Origin of the sequence: Brevibacillus nigriterrae, from assembly GCF_049846925.1 — a bacterium.
In the GTDB taxonomy this organism is placed as follows: domain Bacteria; phylum Bacillota; class Bacilli; order Brevibacillales; family Brevibacillaceae; genus Brevibacillus_H.
The window spans coordinates 38,039-57,362 of the sequence record NZ_JBNCMT010000039.1; the positions used below are offsets into that span (position 1 = coordinate 38,039).

Genomic DNA, 19,324 nt, shown 5'->3' on the forward strand with positions numbered 1-19,324 from the left:
TCCTGATTTGTTATCGTTTGGGACCGAACAGACGCACTCCTTGATCTACATACATATCCCAAATGGTATTATCCGGACAGTCATTAATGGTTAAGCGAATTCCGTTGAGATAGCTGAAATAGGATAACGCAACCAGCTTCGGGTCGATGGGTTCTAATTCATCTGAGGCCTGGCCTGCAATGATCAGTGGTTCGAGAGAGGCAATAATCGAATTTAAAAACTCATCCAGCTTTACAAATAAATCAGGGAAGCGATCTGATTGCCCTAACACATACTGAACGATTCGGAGATAATCTTTTCGTTCCGAGAAAATACGGACCTGCTGTTTTACCAGTTTTTTTATTTCTAGTAGGGGAGTGTCCGCTGGTACTGTCCGTTCAAATAACGTAGTTTTTAACTCATCCAATGGTTCAAGAACAACAGCCTGAAACAATTCTTCTTTGGTAGGAAAGTAGGTAAATACACTTCCAAAGCTAATATTTGCCGATTTGGCGACCATGGCGATTGTTGTCTGAGAAAGGCCGTGTGCTGCAAAGAGGACAGTGGCTTCTTGAAGAATTTTTGCTCGTTTTTCTTGCCTGATGTGTTCGTTTTGTTCTTTCGTTCGTGGCATAAGAGGCACCTCGTTTTATACTTGATTGATCGATCAATCATAAAATAACAAAAATTAGAAACTTTGTATAGCCCCAATTCCACGCATTTTTTGTTCATTATTTTTCCGTGAATGGGAACAGTAAAAATGAGAACTGTTAAAAGGAGGAAGGATCAGTATGTTGAAATGGAAAAGTAAATGGCTCGCAGCGGCTGTTGCGACTATGCTTTTGGTTCCTGGCTTGGCTTATGCAGACAACACAAGCTTTACCCGTTTGCAAAATTCTGGTGAGGCAGTAGAGCATTCACACGACGGTCACCACCACAAAATGAGAATCATGCATGGTGTACATTTTCAGACGTATGTGACACTGTTGTCTGAGAAATACACACCTGATCAAACGCAGCAGTGGAAGGATGTGTTCGCAGAGCGTAATCGCCTTTACAAAGAAATGAAATCTGTGGTAGGTGAAATTTCTTCTAAGGAAAAACAGGAGAAGTACAAGCAGTGGATGAAGACACACAAAGAAGAGCTTGGTAAGCTTCGAGAAGAGAGAAAAGCACTCTGCGCAGAATTCACAGAGGCAATTACCTCTCAGGATGCAACGAGGATCAAGGCCGTACTTCCAAAAATGTTGGAACAGGCTAAGCAGAAAAACGCAAGAATGACTGATAAAATTGCAGAACTGAAGAAAAAAGGTTGATTCATGTAAAGGACGTGAAGAATTTCTCACGTCCTTTTACTTTCCCTAAATCGACTTAACTCGACAGGAATATTTCAGCAGGAGTTTGCTCAGAGACAAAAACAAGCTGTTCCCTGCGACAGTGAGGGCACCATCCGACATGAATGCACTCATGGTTGGACAGATCCATGAAACCATTGGACAGCTTGGAATCGTCAATTTCAAGGTAAGGACTATAATCACCGAAGTAGTCGGCAAGTCTGCCTGCATCATCAATTGTGTGCTGACAGGACGAGCAGGATACCTGAAGTCTGGTAAAACCATTGCAGACGGGACAGATGAATTGCATATGAATCACCCCACATACCTACTTTGCGCCTGAGCCGTTCGGAATATGCACAAGCCGAAGCCCCGTCACGGGAAGAGAGGACACAAAAACACCCTCACCTGGGGTAGGGAGGGTGTTGTGTGCAAAAAACGTGAGATTACTTGGAACCACCAAAATCCATGCTGGAGGAATGGTGTGGTTGTACTTTTGCATCTGGGTAGATGTAGGACATGGCATTGTTCACCGCAGTTGGAGCTTCACCGAAGCCAACAGCGATCAATTTTACTTTACCTGGGTATGTAGCGATGTCGCCAGCCGCATAGATACCAGGGATGTTGGTTTCCATTTTGGAGTTAACCACGATAGAACCTTTTTCCAATTCAAGGCCCCAGTTTTTGATTGGTCCGAGAGAAGAAATGAAACCAAAGTTTACAATTACTGCATCAACTTCAACAGTTGTTTCTTCTTTGGTTACGTTGTTAGTCAAAGTTACACGCTCAATGCGATCTTCGCCATGAAGAGCAGCGATTTCGCATGGTGTAAGAACGTTTACTTTGGAGTTCATCAAAGTTTCTACACTGTGTTCGTGAGCACGGAATTTGTCACGACGGTGAGTCAAAGTAACCTCTGTTGCGATTGGCTCGAGCATGAGTGCCCAGTCAACTGCGGAGTCACCACCACCAACTACAAGTACTTTTTGACCAGCAAATGCATTGAGGTCAGTTACGAAGTAGTGAAGGTTGGATTTTTCGTATTTCACTGCATCTGGATGTTCCAATTTACGAGGTTCGAACGCGCCGCAACCAGCGGTAATAACTACTGCACGGGAAAGGTGAACACCTTTATCAGTAGTAACCTCGAAGATGCCTTCATCGTTTTTGGTTACGTTTTCAACTTTTTGCTCTGTGCAAATTGTTGGGTTGAACATGGAAATTTGTTGTTTCAATCCATCTACAAGTTCTTGTGCACGAACTTTAGGGAATCCAGCTACATCATAGATATATTTTTCAGGATAGAGAGCAGAAAGCTGTCCACCAATTTGCGGCATACTTTCAATAATTTTTACACTTGCATGTCTCATCCCGCCATAAAATGCAGTAAATAGACCAGCAGGTCCAGCTCCAATAATTGTTAGATCGCGTACTTCTTCGTCTTTGTTCAGGAAACTCACGAACTTGCACCTCCGAATAGAAATATGAATTCTTTTTGACTCATTTCACACTTTCCTATTATAAACATCCTTGTACAAGAAAAAAAGGAAAACATCCCGTACCATAAAAAAGTTTTACACCAATCGACAAAAAAGTCTGTGATAAAAATCACTTGCAAAATTTGACCAGTCCTCATATGATAAAGGTAAAGATGTGAACGCTTTGTGAACAAAGAAAATAAAAAAGAACTTTTGTTCACAATTCTTGCAAAGTCGCACAACTACCTAACAAAGCGGTTGAGTGAGATGATGTTTGTGCATTTTTTCACAAGCCTCCCAGTAACCAAAACTTATGCAACGTAGTTTGGACGCAGAGGGGCACATTAAACATATCTACTTACGTGAAAAAAAGCGCAAACAAGCAGCGTTCCCACAAATATTCGGTATAGGAAGGGATACAACATGAGTACACCAAAAATTTTGGTTTTGGGAGCAGGTTACGGAGGACTTTTGACCACATTGGAACTTCAAAAGAAGTTAAATTATAACGAAGCGGAAGTAACTTTGGTAAACAAGCATAATTACCACTACCTTACTACTTGGCTTCATGAACCAGCAGCAGGAACAGCATCCGCTGACCATGCACGTGTAGATCTCGATACCATTATCGACAAAAATAAAATCAATTTTATCAAAGGAACAGTTGCCGGTATTCAACCACAAGAGCAGACGGTTACTTTGGAGGACGGTCAAGTACTTTCCTATGATTACCTCGTCATTGGGCTCGGAAGTGAGCCGGAGACATTCGGTATCGTCGGTCTTCGTGAGCATGCATTCAGCATTCGCAGTATCAATGCAGTGCGTCAAATCCGTGAACATATAGAGTATATGTTTGCGAAGTTCAAAACGGAACCAACTCGCACAGATTATCTCACATTCGTTGTAGGTGGCGCAGGTTTCACAGGTGTTGAATTCTCAGGTGAATTGGCTGACCGTATTCCTGAATTGTGCAAAGAATTTGATGTAGATCCTGAATTAGTCAAAATTTACAATATTGAGGCTGCTCCATCAGCACTTCCAGGCTTTGATCAGGAGCTGGTTGACTATGCAATGGATGTACTTGCTCGTAAAGGAATTGAATTTAGAATCAGCACACCGATTAAAGAGTGTACTCCAGATGGCGTCGTACTTGCCACAGGAGAAGAAATCAAGTCTGCTACCGTGATCTGGACGGGCGGGGTGCGTGGAAATGCAATCGTCGAGCAATCCGGTTTCGAAGTAATGCGTGGTCGTGTCAAGGTTGACCAATACTTGCATGCTCCTGGACATGACAATGTGTTTATCGTGGGTGACTGCGCACTAATCTTTAATGACCAGGGCAGACCATATCCACCAACAGCACAAATCGCTGTACAGCAAGGGCAAAATTGCGGCTCGAACCTGATCGCGATCATTCGTAATGACAATCTGCAGCCATTCGTTCCAGCACTGCAAGGAACACTTGCTTCACTTGGCAAAGGCGAGGGAATCGGTCTTGTAGGCAAGAAAAAGGTGTTCGGAACAAGTGCAGCTCTGCTCAAAAAAGCAGGCGACCTCCGCTATCTTTACAAAATTGGTGGATTAGGGTTAGCATTGAAGAAAGCCAAATTATAGTAAGGGGCATGCTTTATGCGCCATTGCAGTGTTCAAGTAAGAGGATTGCTCACCAGAGATGAGTTGGACCGCTACCATAATTTAATGGAAGTGGGTTCTTTCCTCGAAGATCAAAGTCGTCATGACCTGGCGTACCACGTCCAAAAAGAAGTGGATATTTTGATTCAGCCGGCAATCGAGCGGTTGAAGGAAAAAGGGCGAGAACGCGATCGCGAAAACCTTCGCTATATGATTGACAACGGTCTGTTGGATGAAGATGAGGACGATTAGCATCGTCCTCTTTTTCGTGGCTGGTGATGACTTCAAACGGAATGGAAATGGTAGTAGATGGAGGTGGCATTTTGAAGAAATCAAAAGTATGGTTAGCTGCTGCGGGGATTGTCATCAAGGGAGATGAAGCGCTTGTCGTCAAAAAAACGTACGGCGGTCTGAAAGGCAAGTGGTCGTTTCCCGCAGGTTTTGTGGAACCAGGGGAAACGGTTGATCAAGCTGCAATTAGGGAAGTAATGGAAGAGACGGGTGTTGAAGCGGAGATCAGACAAGTAGTTGCGATCCGTACAGGTGTCATTCGAGATGAGATCAGTGATAACATGGTCGTTTTTGTCATGGATTACGTAAGTGGTGAGCCAACTCCACAACCGGGGGAGATTGAAGTGGCGACGTTTTTACCGATTAAGCAGTTGATTGTCGATCCACTTTCTACTGAATACATGCGAATCATCTTACCGCATATCCCTGATCAGGCAAATGCGTTGTTAGGAGGAGAACATTCACCTGACCCTGTGTTTGGATATACAAGCTACAAGATCTTTGCGCCAAAAGACTAAGTAAAATTTCGGAAATGTCAGAAAAAACGAGATGTACACGCTTACATCTCGTTTTTTTGCGGAATTTTTGTCTAGAAAGCATTTCACAACTGGATTCAGATTTGTTATAGTATTGATCAAGTCACAAAAGATTCAGAAAATAAAGAAATTAAGAGTCCAGATTGGTGTAAAATGAAAATCAGAGGGAATGTGAAAGGAGAGAGTAGCATGAGTCGTAGACATAACCAGTCCGAAACATGTCCATACTGCAAAGGCCAGGGATATTTTCAACTGATTGTTGGGGGTACAGAGGATTGCCCGAATTGTGATGGGGCTGGTACTCCTTCACAAGAAAGCATACAACCAATCGTTGCCGCATCCAAAAAGTAACATTAATCGATAACGACCGTAGCTGTGAGGGGCTACGGTCGTTTTATTTTACTACACTTTACTTTTATACTTCGAGCATGCGCGCAAGGGATTCTTTGTCAGTCAGGTTACCTACATAGAAGGAACCGAACTCACCGAAGCGAGCACTAACTTCATCAAAGCGCATTTCATAAACGATTTTTTTGAATTGCAGCGGGTCATCAGACAGGAGGGTAACGCCCCACTCCCAATCATCTAAACCAACAGATCCAGTGATAATTTGTTTGATCGTTTCCGCATATTTGCGACCAATCAACCCGTGGCTCTTCATCATTTCACGGCGCTCTTCCATGGTTAACATGTACCAGTTATCATTGCCAGAGCGTCTCTTGTTCATTGGATAGAAGCAAAAATGCTTTTTCGGAGGCAAAATTGGCTTGAGACGAGCCTGGATTCCTGGATCTGTGTTTGGATCTACTCCAGGGCCGCCGATATAGCCGCTCAGTTCAACAACAGAAACATAAGAGTATGTAGGGATGGTAAAGTCAGCAAAACGGGTTTTATTGAACGCCGTCTCCAACTCGTTCAGTTCTTCTATTGTTGGGCGAAAATGCATAAAGGCGATGTCTGCTTTTTGACCTACAATGCTGTAAAGATAAGTACTGCCTTCTTTTTTATCTTGAACTGCTTTCCATGTATCAAGGAGATCAAGTAATTCATTAACTGCCAATGTGCGTTCTTCCACGCTTAATTGTTTCCAAGCGGGCCAATCGATTGCACGGAAATCATGCAGGGAATACCAACCTTCCAAGGTAGCTACTGCTTCACTCATGATTCATTCACTCCTTTATGATGTACGAAAGTTCGTGTTATATTGTTATTGCCATTACCTAATATAGCACAGTTTTCGAGTGTAATCTATTTACGGGATTGCAACTATTAAATTTTTCAATGACAAAAATCACAGGTTCATAAATTGCTCTTCCTGATTTTTTTGTGTAGACTTGAGAGAATGAGAATTTTTTCGGAGGTTGAAACGGCAAGATGAACATTATTCAATTCGTCATTTCCATCTTACTTTTTTCCATCCTTGCTTTCGGGATTGGATTTATCCTTAACATGATCTTGCGAACTACCTGGCTGCCAGTTGTGATATCGCTAGGTGTAATTGTTGGTTCCTTGATCTACAAACAAATTGTTCCGGGTATCTATGATGTCATTATTCTTGCATTTGGCGTCGTTGGCTCAATTCTAAGCGGCTGGACGATTCAGCTTCTTCGGAATAAAGGGTATCGAATGTTTTAAGGATAGCAGAAGCTATCCTTTTTTTTTTGAAAACCAAAAGTGTCAATAGGTATATTCTCACTTGTTGCATTATTTAGAATTATAAAAAATAGTTAAAAATATGGAAAAATATGTAACTACTTCTATGAAATTTGCCTGATTTACAGAAAATTTCTAATTGGTAAAATTTGGTTTGTGTTACCAATTATTTTGTAAAGGGGACGAAATACGTTGAAGAAAAAAGTCGTTTACACAGGTATTTCATTATCACTTCTCTTCAGTGCAGTTGTAGGCGGTGGGCCAGCCTTCGCAAAAAAAGGCGACATCCAGTTTAGTGAGGAATGGAAAACTCCCGAGTTTATGGGGGAAGAGTGGAAAGCACCCAAGGGACTTTCTGACGAGGAGATTATATGGGCATACTTAGAAGACAACAAAAAACAATTTAAAATAAAGGGTAAGGTAAAAGAGCATTTCAAAATCACCTCGGATCAGTATGACAAGGAAACAGATACCCGACATTTCCGTGTAAAGCAAACATATAACGATATTCCGGTGTTTGGCGCTGATCAGACCATCCATCTCAATGAAAAGGAAAATGTCACCTCGTATTTTGGACAGTTCATTCCAGAATTGGATAAAGAGAAAAACCTGAAAAAAGAAGTGAAGATTAAAGCGAAAAAAGCACTCGATCTTGCTCGGGAAGACTTGGAAGATGATATCGGGAAAATAAAAGAATTTGACAATAAGCCGAAGGCCGAATTATATATCGTTCCATATAAAGGTGATGTTCATCTTGCTTATGTGGTAGAATTCGCCTTTGTCGATCCAGAGCCTGGGCGATGGCAGTATTTTGTTGATGCGGTGGATGGAGACATCCTGTTCAAACTCGATAATCTTGAGCATATTACAGCGACTGGAACAGGCGTTCTTGGAGATACAAAAACCTTTGAAACTTCCCAGTCTGGTGGGTCATATACAATGGTTGACTCATCGAGAGGAAAAGGTATTTATACGTACACGGCAAACACTCGTACCAGACTGCCAGGATCGCTGGTTACAGACGCTGATAACTACTGGACAGACGGAGCCGCTGTTGATGCTCATGCTCATGGTATGATGGTTTATGACTACTACAAGTCCAATTACAATCGCAACAGCTATGATAACAACGGAGCTGCACTGAAAGCAACCGTGCATTATAGCCGCAATTACAACAATGCTTTCTGGAATGGTGTACAAATGGTCTATGGTGATGGAGACGGAACTACTTTTATTCCACTCTCCGGTGACCTGGATGTCGTTGGGCACGAATTAACTCATGCTGTAACGGAAAAAACGGCTGGCTTGATCTATCAATATGAGTCAGGCGCATTAAACGAGTCTATGTCAGACATTATGGGAAATCTGATTCAAGGGAAGAACTGGCTGATTGGCGATGATATCTATACACCAAATGTCGATGGGGATGCGCTTCGTTCAATGTCAGACCCTGCTGAATTCGGAGATCCTGACCATTATAGCAAGCGTTATACAGGGAGCCAAGATAATGGAGGAGTACACATCAACAGCGGAATTAACAACAAGGCTGCCTACCTGATGGCAGAAGGTGGGACTCATTACGGAGTTACTGTAAATGGAATTGGGCGGGAAGCAATGGGCAAAATTTATTACAGAGCGTTAGTATATTACTTGACCTCAAATTCCAACTTCTCTCTGATGAGACGTGCCGCTGTGCAGGCAGCAACTGACCTGTATGGAAGCAATTCTGCTGAAGTTGGGGCCGTTCACGCAGCCTATGATGCAGTGGGTGTTCAGTAAAATATAACAAGTGATAAACGATCAAAAGGCAGGGGATTTGTTCCCTGCCTTTTTGGTGTCCATTCCCGCAGTAGCTAATTTCGTTTTACGTTCGTTGCTTCCATGACTACATTATGTAAGGTGTGTTTCCTATTCGAGTTGAAGGAACTAATGAGCTTCGGCAGCTTTGATGGCATTCTCCCAAGATGGATAGTAATACAGAGCATTTCTCATCAGTTCAGGGTCTGACGTCTTCACGGATTTTTTGGCAAGGCTTCCTCCATTCATCTGGATTTGACGAATTCGATGTTGGACTTGCTCAGTAGTTAAATTTGCTTCCATATCCATTCCTCCTTTAAAGAAGTTATTCTTATCCTGCCCTTTATCTGGCAAATTCATCCTGACTATTTTGTGTGTAATCCTTGTTTTTAACTAAAGATAGAAAAATGTGGAAGATGAAATCTAGTATTTTTTTGAATAAAACCTCTGTTTCTGGACATTACTAGAAATGAGAGGAGGTTCAATAGGATGAATAGGAAGGTTTATATAAGCTTTTTACTAGTTTTGATGTTCTCTCTCGGGTTTACAGATGACGGATTCTCTTATAATTTAATAGACTCGAAGATCGTAGAGAACACATTTGGCATGAAAGAAAAGACGGTAGGTGGCAAAACGATTAAAACTCGAACAGTCTCAGCAAGCTCTATCAACCAAATGATAGACAAGAGTGATGAGTTCGATGTAACTTCAGGACAGTTTCCCAAGGTTCGTGTGGTTGCCACTGGTTATTATGCCGGATATGAGTCCACGGGCAAAAATCCCAATGATCCATCCTACGGGATCACGTACTCCGGTGTAAAAGTCAGAAGAGCAGCTTACTCAACCATTGCAGCCGATTTGCGCGTTTTCCCGATTGGCACGATTCTTTACATTCCGGGCTATGGCTATGGAGTTGTAGCGGATAAAGGCGGGGCCATTCGAGGCAACAAGATCGATCTATACTTCGAAACGAAAAAAGACGTGTATTCTAAATGGGGCAAACGGACTGTCGATGTATTTTTGGTACATAAGGGAAATGGCGAGCTCTCGGAATATACCATGAAAGCACTGAATGACAAGGGAATTGCTGCTATGGCGCAACCGATGAACTAAATAGCTAGACAATAAGAAAAGAGACGTGAGTTAATCCACGTCTCTTTTTCCCGTTGATTGATGCAATTGTGGATGGATAAGGTCAATTAATTGTTCAAGTCCTTCCAGTATGCGGGGAGATGGTCGACAATAAAGGCCTTCTTCCAGTATGTGTACATTGTCGTTTTGAATTGCCTCAATACTTTGCCATTCAGAACGTTCTGTTATCATCGTGCGCTTGATTCGTTTTAATTGAATGCCACACCAAACCACACAGATGTGATCAGGGTTGCGTTCGCTCACCATCTCACGAGTCGCTTTCACGTTGTCTGTATCATAGTCAGCGAAAATGTTGACGGCACCCGCCAATTCGCTAATATCGGTGAGCCAATTCTTCTTGCCTGGCGTGTAAATCGGATTGGGCCACCATTCCCAGTACAGGCGTGGTCGGTCTGTGATGTTTTTGGTAAGTGAGCGAATGGCTTCCAAGCGATTGGAAAACGTGGCAGCCAGCTTCAAAGCGTTGTTTTCATTACCCGTAGCACGACCAACCGTGCGAATATCATCAGCAATATCATAGACGCTGGAAGGATTCAATACGATGTGGGGGATGTTGTGGTGAAGCAGTTGTTCAATGTTTTGTTCCATCCCAGGCACACTTAAAGAGGCAACCACCAAATCAGGCTGTAACTCCATCACTTTCTCTATTTGTATTTGCAAATCGGGTCCAACTCGAGGGAGGTGCTGCAGCTCTTGTGGCCAGTCAGAGTGATCATCGATACCAACAATTTGCTCACCTAACCCCATGTAATGCAGGATTTCTGTGTTGCTCGGGCAAATGGAGACAATTCGCATCGTTGGCCCTCCCTGAACTTATTTATTAAACCAGTACATGACCAAGGCGATCAGGACGCCAAGCCATCCTCCAATCAAAACCTCAATGGGCTGATGTCCGAGAAGCTCCTTCAACTTTTGAGCTTTCTCATGATTGGGTTTCACTTTAAAGGTTTTCATGCCTTCCAACAGATGATTGAATTCATCAACCAGCTTGTTTAGTACGACTGCTTGCATGCCTGCATGTCTACGTACTCCAGCAGCATCAAACATGACAATAATCCCGATAATTGCCGATATGGCAAAAGCTGTGCTGTGGAAACCCTCTTGAATACCAACGGCGGTAGACAAGGCAGTAACAGCAGAAGAATGAGAACTTGGCATCCCGCCTGTACTAAACAACAGGGCCCAATTCCAGGTTTTTGTTGCAATCAAATTGAGGGGTATCTTGATAAATTGGGCGAGACCGATGGCTACCAATGCAGCCCATAATGGAAAATTCCCCAAAATTTCAGCCATATCACAGATCGTTCCTTTCCAGAGAAGGCTTACCATATATTTTAGCAGAATGAGGAATAGATCATCCGTAAAGTTTGCGTAATGATGGCATACAGCTTGCGTTCACCACTTTTTCATTTGTATGGTATCATAAGTAGAAATGGGAGGCGAAGGAAAACGGAATGGTGATGCAATACCCAGAGCAATATTATCTCTTCTTTGAGCGGTTTAATCAGGGTGAATACTACGAGTGCCACGACCTCTTGGAAGAGATCTGGCTAGAGCAAAAAAGCAATAAATTCTTGCAAGGACTTTTGCAACTCGCAGTAGGTATTTATCACTTTGAATGTGGCAATATCAAAGGTGCCAGGTGGATGTTTACCAGCGCCCGCAATTACTTGACCCGTTATCTGCCGGTCTGTTGGGGATTGGAGCTTGACCCGATCATTGCCTATATCAATCAGTGCCTGGAAGTGTTGCCGCCTGTTGATTCCGTCTCACTAGATGAAGTGAAGAACCTCACATTTCCATACATAAATCTACATATAACAAAACGGTCATGACCGTTTTCCCCTCTCATCGGGGGACTGAAACGTGTTGCCCGCAAGCGGTCACATCCACTTTTATGAAAAACGTCAAGACGTTTTTCACAGAAGAATAAGTACTATGGTAACGTAGTTCGGAGAAAGAAGGAAGAGTGAAATGATTCAACTGGTTCGATACCCAGAGGATTTGGCAAAGTTTCAATGTGATGAGTTAGTGATTCCCGTCTTCAAGAATGAGCTGGAAAATGAGTACATCCAAATTGTTGATACCCTGTTGCAGGGTGGTTTGAAACATCTGATCCAAGAGGAAGAAATCACAGGAGAACAAAATCAGGTAACAGTCGTACATGCGTTAGGAAAAGTAGCTGCGAAAAAAGTGATCATCCTTGGCTTGGGGGAGAAAGATGCGAGCACATTTGTAAGTGTACGCAATGCTTTTGCTCGTGCGGTCAAGACGATAGCGGCAAAAGGGGAAGACAAAACGATTGGTTTAGTGCTGATTGAGCCGTCCACGTTTTCGTTAGAACGGTTTGTGCAGGCTGCTGCAGAGGCTTTTTATCTGGCAAGTTATACATACGAAGGTTATCGGGAAAAACCTGGTAAAAAGAAAAGCCTGAAGAACATCCAATTGCTTGTAAAAGAAAAGGATTGGGAAGCAGCCGCTTCTGGGTCAGCCATTGGAACCGCTTTGTCAACAGGAACTGTGCTTGCACGTGATCTGGTCAATACACCAGCTAACTACTTAACACCAAGTGCACTAAAAGATGCAATTGTCGAAGTTGCTGAAAAATACAGCATGAGCTATGAGGTGTTAGAGCAGGCCAAACTGAAAGAACTGGGCATGGGCGGTGTACTGTCTGTTGCACAGGGAAGTGTTGAGCCTCCGTATGTAGTGGCAGTCAAGTACCAAGGGAAAGAAACCTGGGATGACGTAATCGGTCTCATTGGAAAAGGCGTTACTTTCGATACGGGCGGTATTTCGATCAAACCGGTTGCGGGCATGGAAGAAATGAAATCCGATATGGGTGGTTCCGCTTCTGTACTCGGCGCATTGGAGGCCATTGGTCAGATGAAGCCAAAGGCGAATGTACTTGTCGTGATCGGTTGCGTAGAAAATATGCCGTCGGGTACAGCGTACAAACCGGGTGACGTCATTACCACGATGAGCAAGAAAACAGTCGAAATCATCACAACTGATGCAGAGGGACGCCTCGTATTGGCAGATTGTATCACGTATGCCAAAGAACAGGGAGTAAGCTGCCTGATTGATTGTGCTACATTGACTGGTGGTGTTGTCGTTGCGCTCGGCACGATTTCCTCTGGAGCGATGAGCAACAATCAACAGTTGGTGCTGGAAGTCCTGGCAGGTGCAGAACAGGCTGGAGAGAGACTGTGGCAGCTTCCTACATTTGAGGAATATCGTGAATTAAACAAGAGTCGTGTCGCTGACCTGAAGAATTCAGGCGGTCGAAATGGTCATGCTATCATTGCGGGCGTATTCCTTGAGGCATTCGTAGGGGATACACCTTGGGTCCATCTGGATAATGCAGGGACAGCTTACGTTGGTTCTGGAACGGATTTAAATCCCGCAGGTGCAACCGGTGCCATGACCAGATCCATTGCGCAATTTGTCTTGAATCGAGGAAAATAAATCGGAGGTGTCGTGTATGTCTTTTCAAAACCCGAGTGATGATGTTCTTCGTCAAATGCTGGCCGATGCGAAAACAATTGCCGTTGTCGGTTGTTCGGATAAGCCAGAGAGAACCAGCTATCTGATCGCTGAGGCGATGCAACGAGCAGGCTATCGGATTATTCCTGTTAATCCGTTGATTGCAGGTAAAACAGTTCTGGGTGAGACGGTGAAAGCGTCTTTAAGTGAGATTGAAGAGCCAATCGACATCGTAAATGTTTTCCGTCGCAGTGAAGAGGTATTGCCTGTGGCTGAAGATGCAGTGAAGGTCACACCGACTCCCAAAGTTCTGTGGCTGCAGCAAGGAATTGTGAATGAGCAGGCAGGAGAATTAGCCAAGGAACACGGTATGAACGTAGTGATGGATGCTTGCATCAAAGTGCTGCATGCTGTATTGAGACCCGTGCGTTCCTAACCAGCTTGGCAAAGGAAAACAAGTAATAGTGAAAAAAGAATGAAGTTCCTGTGGAGATTGTGCGCAGGAGCTTTTTTTATGGAATTGTTTGTAACCTTTCCTTGATTTCGAACGTAACACTTAAGGTGGATACAAGAGACAAGAAAGGGGTTTTCATCCATGCGCAAACGCTGGTGGATAATCGGCGGAGCCATACTCGTCTTGGCGCTCGGCACAGGAGGCTATCTGATGACGAGAACCAGTCAAACGGCGTCAATGCCAGTCATGATCGCTTCAGTCACCCAGGGAAACCTGCAAAATGAGATATTAACTTCCGGAAAAGCAATGGTAAATGAAGAAATCACACTGTACGCCAACAGCAACGGAATCCTGCGAGAATTTACCGTAAAAGAAGGCTTCACGGTAAAAAAAGGACAACCAGTGGGGAAAATCGATACTTCGGACGTGGACAACAAAATTTTGGGGCTTGAAGCACAAATCGAAGTGCAAAAAGCCAACTTGGCAAAAACAAAAAGCGGCGAGGAACCAGAAGAGATTGCCCAACAGCAGGAGCGAATCAAGCAGGAGCAGTTGAATGTCCAGGCAGCACAGACGGAGCTCAATCGGATTGAGCAGCTCTTTGCTTCGGGAGCCGTTACCGCACAAGAGCTGGATAAGGCAAAGGATGCACTCGCAACAGCCACATCCAATTTACAAGTGGCAAAACAGGGACTAGCCCTGAAGCAAAAAGGGCCACGCAAGGAAGATGTACAGTCCATCCAGGCGCAGATCAATCAATTGCTGACAGAGAAGGCAAACTGGGAAAAAGAGCGGCGGGAAAGCGTGCTGCTCGCCCCGGCAGATGGCACGATCCTGAAGCTCGATGCAAAGAACGGGCAGCATGTTAACAAAGGGACAGAGATTTTCACGATTGGCAATCTGCAGGATATGATCGTAGAAGCGGAAGTGAATGAATCCGATGTGCACAAGATCAAGGTCGGTCACGAAGCTGTAGTCAGTGGCAGTTCGCTTGGAAAAACGACCTTGAAAGCAAAGGTAGCAAGAATTTCCCCAATCGCTGTCACTACCCAGAACAGCTCTGGTCAAGGAGAACAGACACGAGTCAAGGTAACGATGGAGCTTTTGGAGCGATCAACGGATTTAAAACCAGGCTACCATGTGGATATCAATATTATCAGCGAGAAATTTGCCAACGCATTACAAGTGCCGATTGAAGCCATCCAACAGGAACAGGACGGCTCAACCTTCGTGTGGATTTCTGAAAACGGCATTGCCAAAAAGAAAAAAGTGAAAATCGGTATGGAAAATGAGTTGTTCACGCAAATCATCGAAGGTGTAACGTCTGGTCAAGAGATTATCACCAATCCTCCTGAATTTCTCAAAGAAAATGATCCTGTCGTCAATTCCCCAGGCGAAATGCCAGGGATGATGTAGGGGGACTCTTATGCTACAGCTTGAGGGGATTACCAAATCATTCACCAACAGCGGTACAGAACTGCAAATTCTCAAAGATGTTTCACTTGTCGTCGAAGCGGGAGAATTTGTTGCTATTATGGGGCCATCGGGCTCAGGGAAATCTACTTTCATGAATATCTTGGGGTGTCTTGATCGGCCAACCTCCGGCCATTATCGGTTGGATGACATTGAGATTACGGAATGCAGTGACAAAAAGCTGGCAGACGTTCGCAACCGGAAAATCGGCTTTGTGTTTCAAGCGTTTAATTTATTACCACGCTCTTCTGCCTTGCAAAATGTGGAATTGCCCATGATCTATGCCGGGCACTCACGAGGGGAGCGCAAGAAGCGAGCACTTGCCGCTTTGGAGCGTGTCGGATTAGCCGAACGTATTCATCATAAACCTCCCCAGTTGTCCGGGGGGCAAAAGCAGCGTGTTGCCATCGCCCGTGCCTTGGTGAATCAGCCGGCGATTATCCTGGCCGACGAGCCGACAGGGAATCTGGACAGCCGCTCGAGTGTGGAAATCATGGCAATCTTTCAAGAATTGCACGCACAGGGTGTAACCATCATTCTTGTCACACATGAATCCGACATTGCCCAGCATGCGGAGCGCATCATTACCTTCCGGGATGGCAGGGTGATTAGTGACGAGCGTGTGCAGGAGAGGCTTTTTGCCACGCGATCGGAAGAGGTGTTCGTCACATGAATCTGCTAGAAAGCTTTCGCATTGCCATCGACGGGATATGGGCAAACAAAATGCGCTCCGGCCTTACGATGCTTGGGATTATCATTGGGATTACCTCGGTTATTGCGGTAAATACGCTTGGCGAGGGTGGGCAGCAGGCCATTGTGAAAGAGATCGAAAAGTTTGGGGCCAGCTCCTTTAACGTCATAGTGGATTGGAATAGCAAGGAAGAGTACAAGAACCAGGATTTGACGATAGAAGATACCGAGATTCTTACCAAAGCAAGTTCTTTCATAGAGAAAATGGTTCCACTCAACTACGGGAATGCAGATATTCAAGGACCCAAAAAATCGGAACGCACCCACATCATTGCTACAGGAGCCGATTATCTTGACATTCAGTCCAACATCAGGCTTGTCAAAGGGCGCTTTCTCAGCAGGGATGACGACATCGAGAAGCGTTCTGTCGTTGTATTGGATGCTCAGACGGCCAAGGCATTGTTCAAGAATCAAAATCCAGTCGGCAAGCGTGTACGCATGTACAATACCTCGGTAGTTGTAATCGGTGTTGTACAGGAAGACAAGTTTCGTTTTGATATGAGTCAAAGTGGAACGGCGTACATCCCGATCCGCTTCCACCAGACATTTATGGAAGAACCGTACGTCTCTAGCTTCCTGGGAAAAGCAAGCTCCAAGGAAACGGTTGATCAGGCTTCACAGCAGACAAAGAACTACTTGAATCGCAAACATGGACATAAAGACCACTACATGGTGCGCAGTTTGCAGCAGGAAGTTTCCCAGTTCAACCAGATGACAGACATGCTGACTTTGGTGTTTAGCGTAATCGCAGGTATCTCACTGTTTGTCGGCGGGATCGGGGTAATGAACATCATGCTGGTTTCGGTTACGGAGCGTACACGGGAGATCGGCATCCGCAAAGCACTGGGCGCCCAGCGAAGGGACATCCTGATTCAGTTCTTGATTGAATCGGTGATCGTCTGTCTGATTGGGGGAGCGGTCGGCGTACTCTTGGGAATTGGCCTGGCTGCGATCATAGCCAAATTCGCCAATCTTCCGCCGTTTCTGGCATGGGACAGCGTCTTTCTCGCTTTCGGCTTCTCCAGCGCAATCGGTATTTTCTTTGGGCTCTATCCGGCCAATAAAGCTGCCAAGCTCGATCCAATCGAAGCGCTTCGTTATGAATAAGCCAAATCGTCAAAACAAACAGCCCCGGACATCTGCTTGGGCTGTTTGTCATTGATGTGGTGCGATGTGCTCCGTACCTTGCGCCATCCAGATAAGTATGATAAGAAAAAGGGATAGATGATCCGTTTGGGCATAATAAGGAAGGTTTGGAAAGGAGCACTCAACCATGTTTACGAATAAAGAGTCAGCAGCAGACGCAAATCGTGTACCTCCCAATCAGAAATTGACGACGGGATTCCCTGTTCTGCATTATGGAGAAGTTCCTGTCTATGATGATCTGTCCAAATGGGACTTTCGGATTTTCGGTCTGGTGGATAAAGAGATCACCCTTTCCTACGGGCAAATGCAGCAGCTGCCAACCGCTCAGGTAACAAACGACATCCACTGTGTAACAGGTTGGTCGAAGCTGGATAATGAATGGGAAGGTGTCCCTGTAGAAGAACTCGTCAAGCTGGCTGGTGTGAAAGCGGAAGCAAAGTACGTCTTGCTGCACGCCGAGCATGGCTGGACGGCCAACATGCCGCTAACAGATTTCCTCACGGCAGGAAATCTCTTCGCCTTCAAGCACAACGGGCAGCCGCTCACACCGGATCATGGCTATCCGCTGCGCTTCGTCATCCCGCATCTCTACTTCTGGAAGAGTGCGAAATGGGTGCGTGGGATTGAGTTTTTGGAGAAAGATAAACCAGGTTTTTGGGAGAAGAATGGGTATCATATGTATGGTGATCCCTTCAAGGAACAGCGTTTTGCTTGGGATTAGTCGGATATTAACAGGAACTTTCAAGTGTGCTAGGGAATAGTGTTTTGTGAAAATTAGTTGTATGGATTAAAACAGTAAGGCCATTAAGTTTTGTGCTTAATGGCCTTAATCTGGTAACCTCAAGAGCAATAAAGGAGTTAACAAAGCATAAAACAGCATCTGCCTCATGGCTCTTTTCAACAAATAAATCCATTAATAGTGAACAAAGAGCGGAAGAAAAAAGCATTATCACTAGCATGTCCCGTAAGGATAAATGCGATGATAATGCAGTCATTGAATCTTCCTGCTCCCTCGTTAAAGTTGGAAGAATTCCTCTCTCTAAAAGGAGAAATCCAGGATTATTGTGCTACAGAATAAATTGATGTACCAGATTCGCCAGAGACTGATTCCACTAAATAACCTGGAGAAGTAATAATTCCCTGCCCATTATAGCCATCTAAATATCGTAAAATCGCCTCAATTTTTGGCCCCATACTGCCTGCTGGAAAATGCCCTTCCTCCAAATATGTTTTTGCCTCATCCGTTGTCATTTGAGCAAGTTCATATTCTTCAGGTGTACCAAAGTGTAAGGATACTCGATTTACGCCCGTTGTTACAATAAACGCATCAGCTCTGAGATCACGTGCTAATAAGGCGGATGCATAATCCTTGTCAATTACTGCTGATACACTTTCATAGGTACTTTCTTTTTCAATAACAGGAATTCCTCCTCCACCAACACAAACAACAACATAGCCTTTCTTAACAAGATCATGAATGGCATCGATCTCAATAATCTTTTTAGGATCAGGAGAAGGAACCACTCTTCGCCAACCTCGGCCAGCATCCTCGACAAAACTCATCCCGTTTTCCTTTTGCAACTGTTCCGCTTCTTCGCGTGTCAAAAAACTACCAATTGGCTTAGTAGGGTTATGGAATGCCGGATCTTCCGAATCAACTAATACCTGTGTAATAACAACGATCACTTGTTTATTGATTTGTCTTTTGCGAAATTCATTTAGTAATGCTTGTTGAATCATACTACCAATTGCACCTTGAGTATCTGCAACTGCTATTTCAAGTGGTTCAGGAGGGATCTCTCCTGCAGCTATTTCATTTCTTCTCATAATAAAGCCAACCTGGGGACCGTTTCCGTGAGTAATAACAACATCCCAGCCAGCAGATACCAACTCTGCAATGTTAGAACAAGTTTCACGAACGGCTTCTAATTGATCGAGAATGCTGATTTTCTTATTATCCTTAATTAAGGAATTTCCCCCAATAGCTACAACAGACATCTTATTATTCATTCCTGTTCCGCTCCTTCTAAATAAAGACTTTCTCAATGTTTAGCGAATGATAGATGTATGCGGACGCGCAAAATGAGAAAACGCGACGCGCAAAATGAGATAGTCCGATTCAGTAGCTTGAATGAAATAATGTATAAAAGGGTCTCCTGTAAG

23 protein-coding genes are annotated in these 19,324 nt (G+C 44.2%); 16 read left to right on the forward strand and 7 right to left on the reverse strand.

Going from position 1 to position 19,324, the window contains the following annotated elements; all coding sequences use genetic code 11:
* Window positions 1-10: 10 nt before the first annotated feature.
* A complete protein-coding gene (locus ACPW7N_RS22575) occupies window positions 11-613 on the reverse strand; it encodes a TetR/AcrR family transcriptional regulator (RefSeq protein WP_425653675.1) in 603 nt (200 codons plus the stop codon).
* Between the two features lie 157 nt (window positions 614-770).
* On the opposite strand from ACPW7N_RS22575, the gene ACPW7N_RS22580 reads away from it, so the two are divergent.
* The gene (locus ACPW7N_RS22580; RefSeq protein ID WP_425653676.1) at window positions 771-1,295 is read left to right on the forward strand and encodes a hypothetical protein; all 525 of its coding nucleotides are present in this window, start codon (window positions 771-773) and stop codon (window positions 1,293-1,295) included.
* An 85-nt stretch (window positions 1,296-1,380) separates the two neighbouring features.
* Complete coding sequence (locus tag ACPW7N_RS22585) at window positions 1,381-1,656, forward strand: hypothetical protein (protein WP_425653677.1); 276 nt, start codon at window positions 1,381-1,383, stop codon at window positions 1,654-1,656.
* 103 nt (window positions 1,657-1,759) lie between these two features.
* Here ACPW7N_RS22585 and ACPW7N_RS22590 read toward each other — a convergent pair whose 3' ends face one another.
* Entirely contained in the window at window positions 1,760-2,773 is a 1,014-nt protein-coding gene (locus tag ACPW7N_RS22590) for an NAD(P)/FAD-dependent oxidoreductase (protein ID WP_425653678.1), read from the reverse strand.
* A 441-nt stretch (window positions 2,774-3,214) separates the two neighbouring features.
* Here ACPW7N_RS22590 and ACPW7N_RS22595 point away from each other — a divergent pair, with 441 nt between their 5' ends.
* From ACPW7N_RS22595 to ACPW7N_RS22610, 4 genes are all read left to right on the forward strand, one after another.
* Complete coding sequence (locus ACPW7N_RS22595) at window positions 3,215-4,405, forward strand: NAD(P)/FAD-dependent oxidoreductase (RefSeq protein ID WP_425653679.1); 1,191 nt, start codon at window positions 3,215-3,217, stop codon at window positions 4,403-4,405.
* A gap of 15 nt (window positions 4,406-4,420) precedes the next feature.
* Window positions 4,421-4,675 carry a hypothetical protein gene (locus ACPW7N_RS22600; protein ID WP_425653680.1) on the forward strand — a complete coding sequence of 85 codons (255 nt, stop codon included), beginning with the start codon at window positions 4,421-4,423 and terminating at the stop codon, window positions 4,673-4,675.
* 71 nt (window positions 4,676-4,746) lie between these two features.
* Window positions 4,747-5,232, forward strand: coding sequence for an NUDIX domain-containing protein (locus ACPW7N_RS22605; protein WP_425653681.1), 486 nt, complete (start codon window positions 4,747-4,749; stop codon window positions 5,230-5,232).
* A 207-nt stretch (window positions 5,233-5,439) separates the two neighbouring features.
* The gene (locus ACPW7N_RS22610) at window positions 5,440-5,601 is read left to right on the forward strand and encodes a YuiA family protein (RefSeq protein WP_425653682.1); all 162 of its coding nucleotides are present in this window, start codon (window positions 5,440-5,442) and stop codon (window positions 5,599-5,601) included.
* Window positions 5,602-5,665: 64 nt separating this feature from the next.
* Here the strand turns inward: ACPW7N_RS22610 and hemQ are convergent, their stop codons facing one another.
* Window positions 5,666-6,412 carry a hydrogen peroxide-dependent heme synthase gene (gene hemQ / locus ACPW7N_RS22615; protein ID WP_425653683.1) on the reverse strand — a complete coding sequence of 249 codons (747 nt, stop codon included), beginning with the start codon at window positions 6,410-6,412 and terminating at the stop codon, window positions 5,666-5,668.
* A 212-nt stretch (window positions 6,413-6,624) separates the two neighbouring features.
* On the opposite strand from hemQ, the gene ACPW7N_RS22620 reads away from it, so the two are divergent.
* Both ACPW7N_RS22620 and ACPW7N_RS22625 read left to right on the forward strand, forming a co-directional pair.
* Window positions 6,625-6,885 carry a YuiB family protein gene (locus ACPW7N_RS22620; RefSeq protein WP_425653684.1) on the forward strand — a complete coding sequence of 87 codons (261 nt, stop codon included), beginning with the start codon at window positions 6,625-6,627 and terminating at the stop codon, window positions 6,883-6,885.
* Window positions 6,886-7,095: 210 nt separating this feature from the next.
* Entirely contained in the window at window positions 7,096-8,682 is a 1,587-nt protein-coding gene (locus ACPW7N_RS22625) for a M4 family metallopeptidase (RefSeq protein ID WP_425653685.1), read from the forward strand.
* Between the two features lie 147 nt (window positions 8,683-8,829).
* On the opposite strand, the gene ACPW7N_RS22630 is transcribed toward ACPW7N_RS22625, so the two are convergent.
* Window positions 8,830-9,003 (reverse strand): hypothetical protein, encoded by a 174-nt coding sequence (locus tag ACPW7N_RS22630; protein ID WP_425653686.1) that lies wholly within the window; start codon window positions 9,001-9,003, stop codon window positions 8,830-8,832.
* A gap of 186 nt (window positions 9,004-9,189) precedes the next feature.
* Between ACPW7N_RS22630 and ACPW7N_RS22635 the strand changes: the two genes are divergently transcribed.
* A complete protein-coding gene (locus ACPW7N_RS22635) occupies window positions 9,190-9,813 on the forward strand; it encodes a 3D domain-containing protein (protein ID WP_425653687.1) in 624 nt (207 codons plus the stop codon).
* 30 nt (window positions 9,814-9,843) lie between these two features.
* Here the strand turns inward: ACPW7N_RS22635 and ACPW7N_RS22640 are convergent, their stop codons facing one another.
* Both ACPW7N_RS22640 and ACPW7N_RS22645 read right to left on the reverse strand, forming a co-directional pair.
* Entirely contained in the window at window positions 9,844-10,647 is an 804-nt protein-coding gene (locus ACPW7N_RS22640) for a cobalamin-binding protein (RefSeq protein WP_425653689.1), read from the reverse strand.
* Window positions 10,648-10,665: 18 nt separating this feature from the next.
* The gene (locus ACPW7N_RS22645; protein WP_425653690.1) at window positions 10,666-11,145 is read right to left on the reverse strand and encodes a divergent PAP2 family protein; all 480 of its coding nucleotides are present in this window, start codon (window positions 11,143-11,145) and stop codon (window positions 10,666-10,668) included.
* Window positions 11,146-11,312: 167 nt separating this feature from the next.
* On the opposite strand from ACPW7N_RS22645, the gene ACPW7N_RS22650 reads away from it, so the two are divergent.
* From ACPW7N_RS22650 to ACPW7N_RS22680, 7 genes are all read left to right on the forward strand, one after another.
* Window positions 11,313-11,687, forward strand: a complete 375-nt coding sequence (locus ACPW7N_RS22650) for a DUF309 domain-containing protein (protein ID WP_425653703.1) — start codon at window positions 11,313-11,315, stop codon at window positions 11,685-11,687.
* A gap of 139 nt (window positions 11,688-11,826) precedes the next feature.
* A complete protein-coding gene (locus ACPW7N_RS22655) occupies window positions 11,827-13,320 on the forward strand; it encodes a leucyl aminopeptidase (protein ID WP_425653691.1) in 1,494 nt (497 codons plus the stop codon).
* Between the two features lie 16 nt (window positions 13,321-13,336).
* Window positions 13,337-13,774, forward strand: a complete 438-nt coding sequence (locus ACPW7N_RS22660; RefSeq protein WP_425653692.1) for a CoA-binding protein — start codon at window positions 13,337-13,339, stop codon at window positions 13,772-13,774.
* A 159-nt stretch (window positions 13,775-13,933) separates the two neighbouring features.
* Window positions 13,934-15,208, forward strand: a complete 1,275-nt coding sequence (locus ACPW7N_RS22665; protein WP_425653693.1) for an efflux RND transporter periplasmic adaptor subunit — start codon at window positions 13,934-13,936, stop codon at window positions 15,206-15,208.
* 10 nt (window positions 15,209-15,218) lie between these two features.
* Window positions 15,219-15,938 (forward strand): ABC transporter ATP-binding protein, encoded by a 720-nt coding sequence (locus ACPW7N_RS22670; protein WP_425653694.1) that lies wholly within the window; start codon window positions 15,219-15,221, stop codon window positions 15,936-15,938.
* The gene (locus ACPW7N_RS22675) at window positions 15,935-17,122 is read left to right on the forward strand and encodes an ABC transporter permease (RefSeq protein ID WP_425653696.1); all 1,188 of its coding nucleotides are present in this window, start codon (window positions 15,935-15,937) and stop codon (window positions 17,120-17,122) included. The genes ACPW7N_RS22670 and ACPW7N_RS22675 overlap by 4 nt, the downstream gene beginning before the upstream one ends.
* 166 nt (window positions 17,123-17,288) lie before the next feature.
* Window positions 17,289-17,882 (forward strand): sulfite oxidase-like oxidoreductase, encoded by a 594-nt coding sequence (locus ACPW7N_RS22680; RefSeq protein WP_425653697.1) that lies wholly within the window; start codon window positions 17,289-17,291, stop codon window positions 17,880-17,882.
* 338 nt (window positions 17,883-18,220) lie between these two features.
* Here ACPW7N_RS22680 and arcC read toward each other — a convergent pair whose 3' ends face one another.
* Entirely contained in the window at window positions 18,221-19,171 is a 951-nt protein-coding gene (gene arcC, locus ACPW7N_RS22685) for a carbamate kinase (protein ID WP_425653698.1), read from the reverse strand.
* Window positions 19,172-19,324: the final 153 nt, after the last annotated feature.

What these genes read in the sequence shown, in the direction of transcription:
- ACPW7N_RS22575 (WP_425653675.1), bottom strand. Translation starts at nt 613, where the DNA reads ATGCCACGAACGAAAGAACAAAACGAACACATCAGGCAAGAAAAACGA.
- ACPW7N_RS22580 (WP_425653676.1), top strand. Translation starts at nt 771, where the DNA reads ATGTTGAAATGGAAAAGTAAATGGCTCGCAGCGGCTGTTGCGACTATG.
- ACPW7N_RS22595 (WP_425653679.1), top strand. Translation starts at nt 3,215, where the DNA reads ATGAGTACACCAAAAATTTTGGTTTTGGGAGCAGGTTACGGAGGACTT.
- ACPW7N_RS22600 (WP_425653680.1), top strand. Translation starts at nt 4,421, where the DNA reads ATGCGCCATTGCAGTGTTCAAGTAAGAGGATTGCTCACCAGAGATGAG.
- ACPW7N_RS22610 (WP_425653682.1), top strand. Translation starts at nt 5,440, where the DNA reads ATGAGTCGTAGACATAACCAGTCCGAAACATGTCCATACTGCAAAGGC.
- hemQ (WP_425653683.1), bottom strand. Translation starts at nt 6,412, where the DNA reads ATGAGTGAAGCAGTAGCTACCTTGGAAGGTTGGTATTCCCTGCATGAT.
- ACPW7N_RS22620 (WP_425653684.1), top strand. Translation starts at nt 6,625, where the DNA reads ATGAACATTATTCAATTCGTCATTTCCATCTTACTTTTTTCCATCCTT.
- ACPW7N_RS22630 (WP_425653686.1), bottom strand. Translation starts at nt 9,003, where the DNA reads ATGGAAGCAAATTTAACTACTGAGCAAGTCCAACATCGAATTCGTCAA.
- ACPW7N_RS22635 (WP_425653687.1), top strand. Translation starts at nt 9,190, where the DNA reads ATGAATAGGAAGGTTTATATAAGCTTTTTACTAGTTTTGATGTTCTCT.
- ACPW7N_RS22640 (WP_425653689.1), bottom strand. Translation starts at nt 10,647, where the DNA reads ATGCGAATTGTCTCCATTTGCCCGAGCAACACAGAAATCCTGCATTAC.
- ACPW7N_RS22645 (WP_425653690.1), bottom strand. Translation starts at nt 11,145, where the DNA reads ATGGCTGAAATTTTGGGGAATTTTCCATTATGGGCTGCATTGGTAGCC.
- ACPW7N_RS22650 (WP_425653703.1), top strand. Translation starts at nt 11,313, where the DNA reads ATGCAATACCCAGAGCAATATTATCTCTTCTTTGAGCGGTTTAATCAG.
- ACPW7N_RS22655 (WP_425653691.1), top strand. Translation starts at nt 11,827, where the DNA reads ATGATTCAACTGGTTCGATACCCAGAGGATTTGGCAAAGTTTCAATGT.
- ACPW7N_RS22660 (WP_425653692.1), top strand. Translation starts at nt 13,337, where the DNA reads ATGTCTTTTCAAAACCCGAGTGATGATGTTCTTCGTCAAATGCTGGCC.
- ACPW7N_RS22665 (WP_425653693.1), top strand. Translation starts at nt 13,934, where the DNA reads ATGCGCAAACGCTGGTGGATAATCGGCGGAGCCATACTCGTCTTGGCG.
- ACPW7N_RS22670 (WP_425653694.1), top strand. Translation starts at nt 15,219, where the DNA reads ATGCTACAGCTTGAGGGGATTACCAAATCATTCACCAACAGCGGTACA.
- ACPW7N_RS22675 (WP_425653696.1), top strand. Translation starts at nt 15,935, where the DNA reads ATGAATCTGCTAGAAAGCTTTCGCATTGCCATCGACGGGATATGGGCA.
- ACPW7N_RS22680 (WP_425653697.1), top strand. Translation starts at nt 17,289, where the DNA reads ATGTTTACGAATAAAGAGTCAGCAGCAGACGCAAATCGTGTACCTCCC.
- arcC (WP_425653698.1), bottom strand. Translation starts at nt 19,171, where the DNA reads ATGAATAATAAGATGTCTGTTGTAGCTATTGGGGGAAATTCCTTAATT.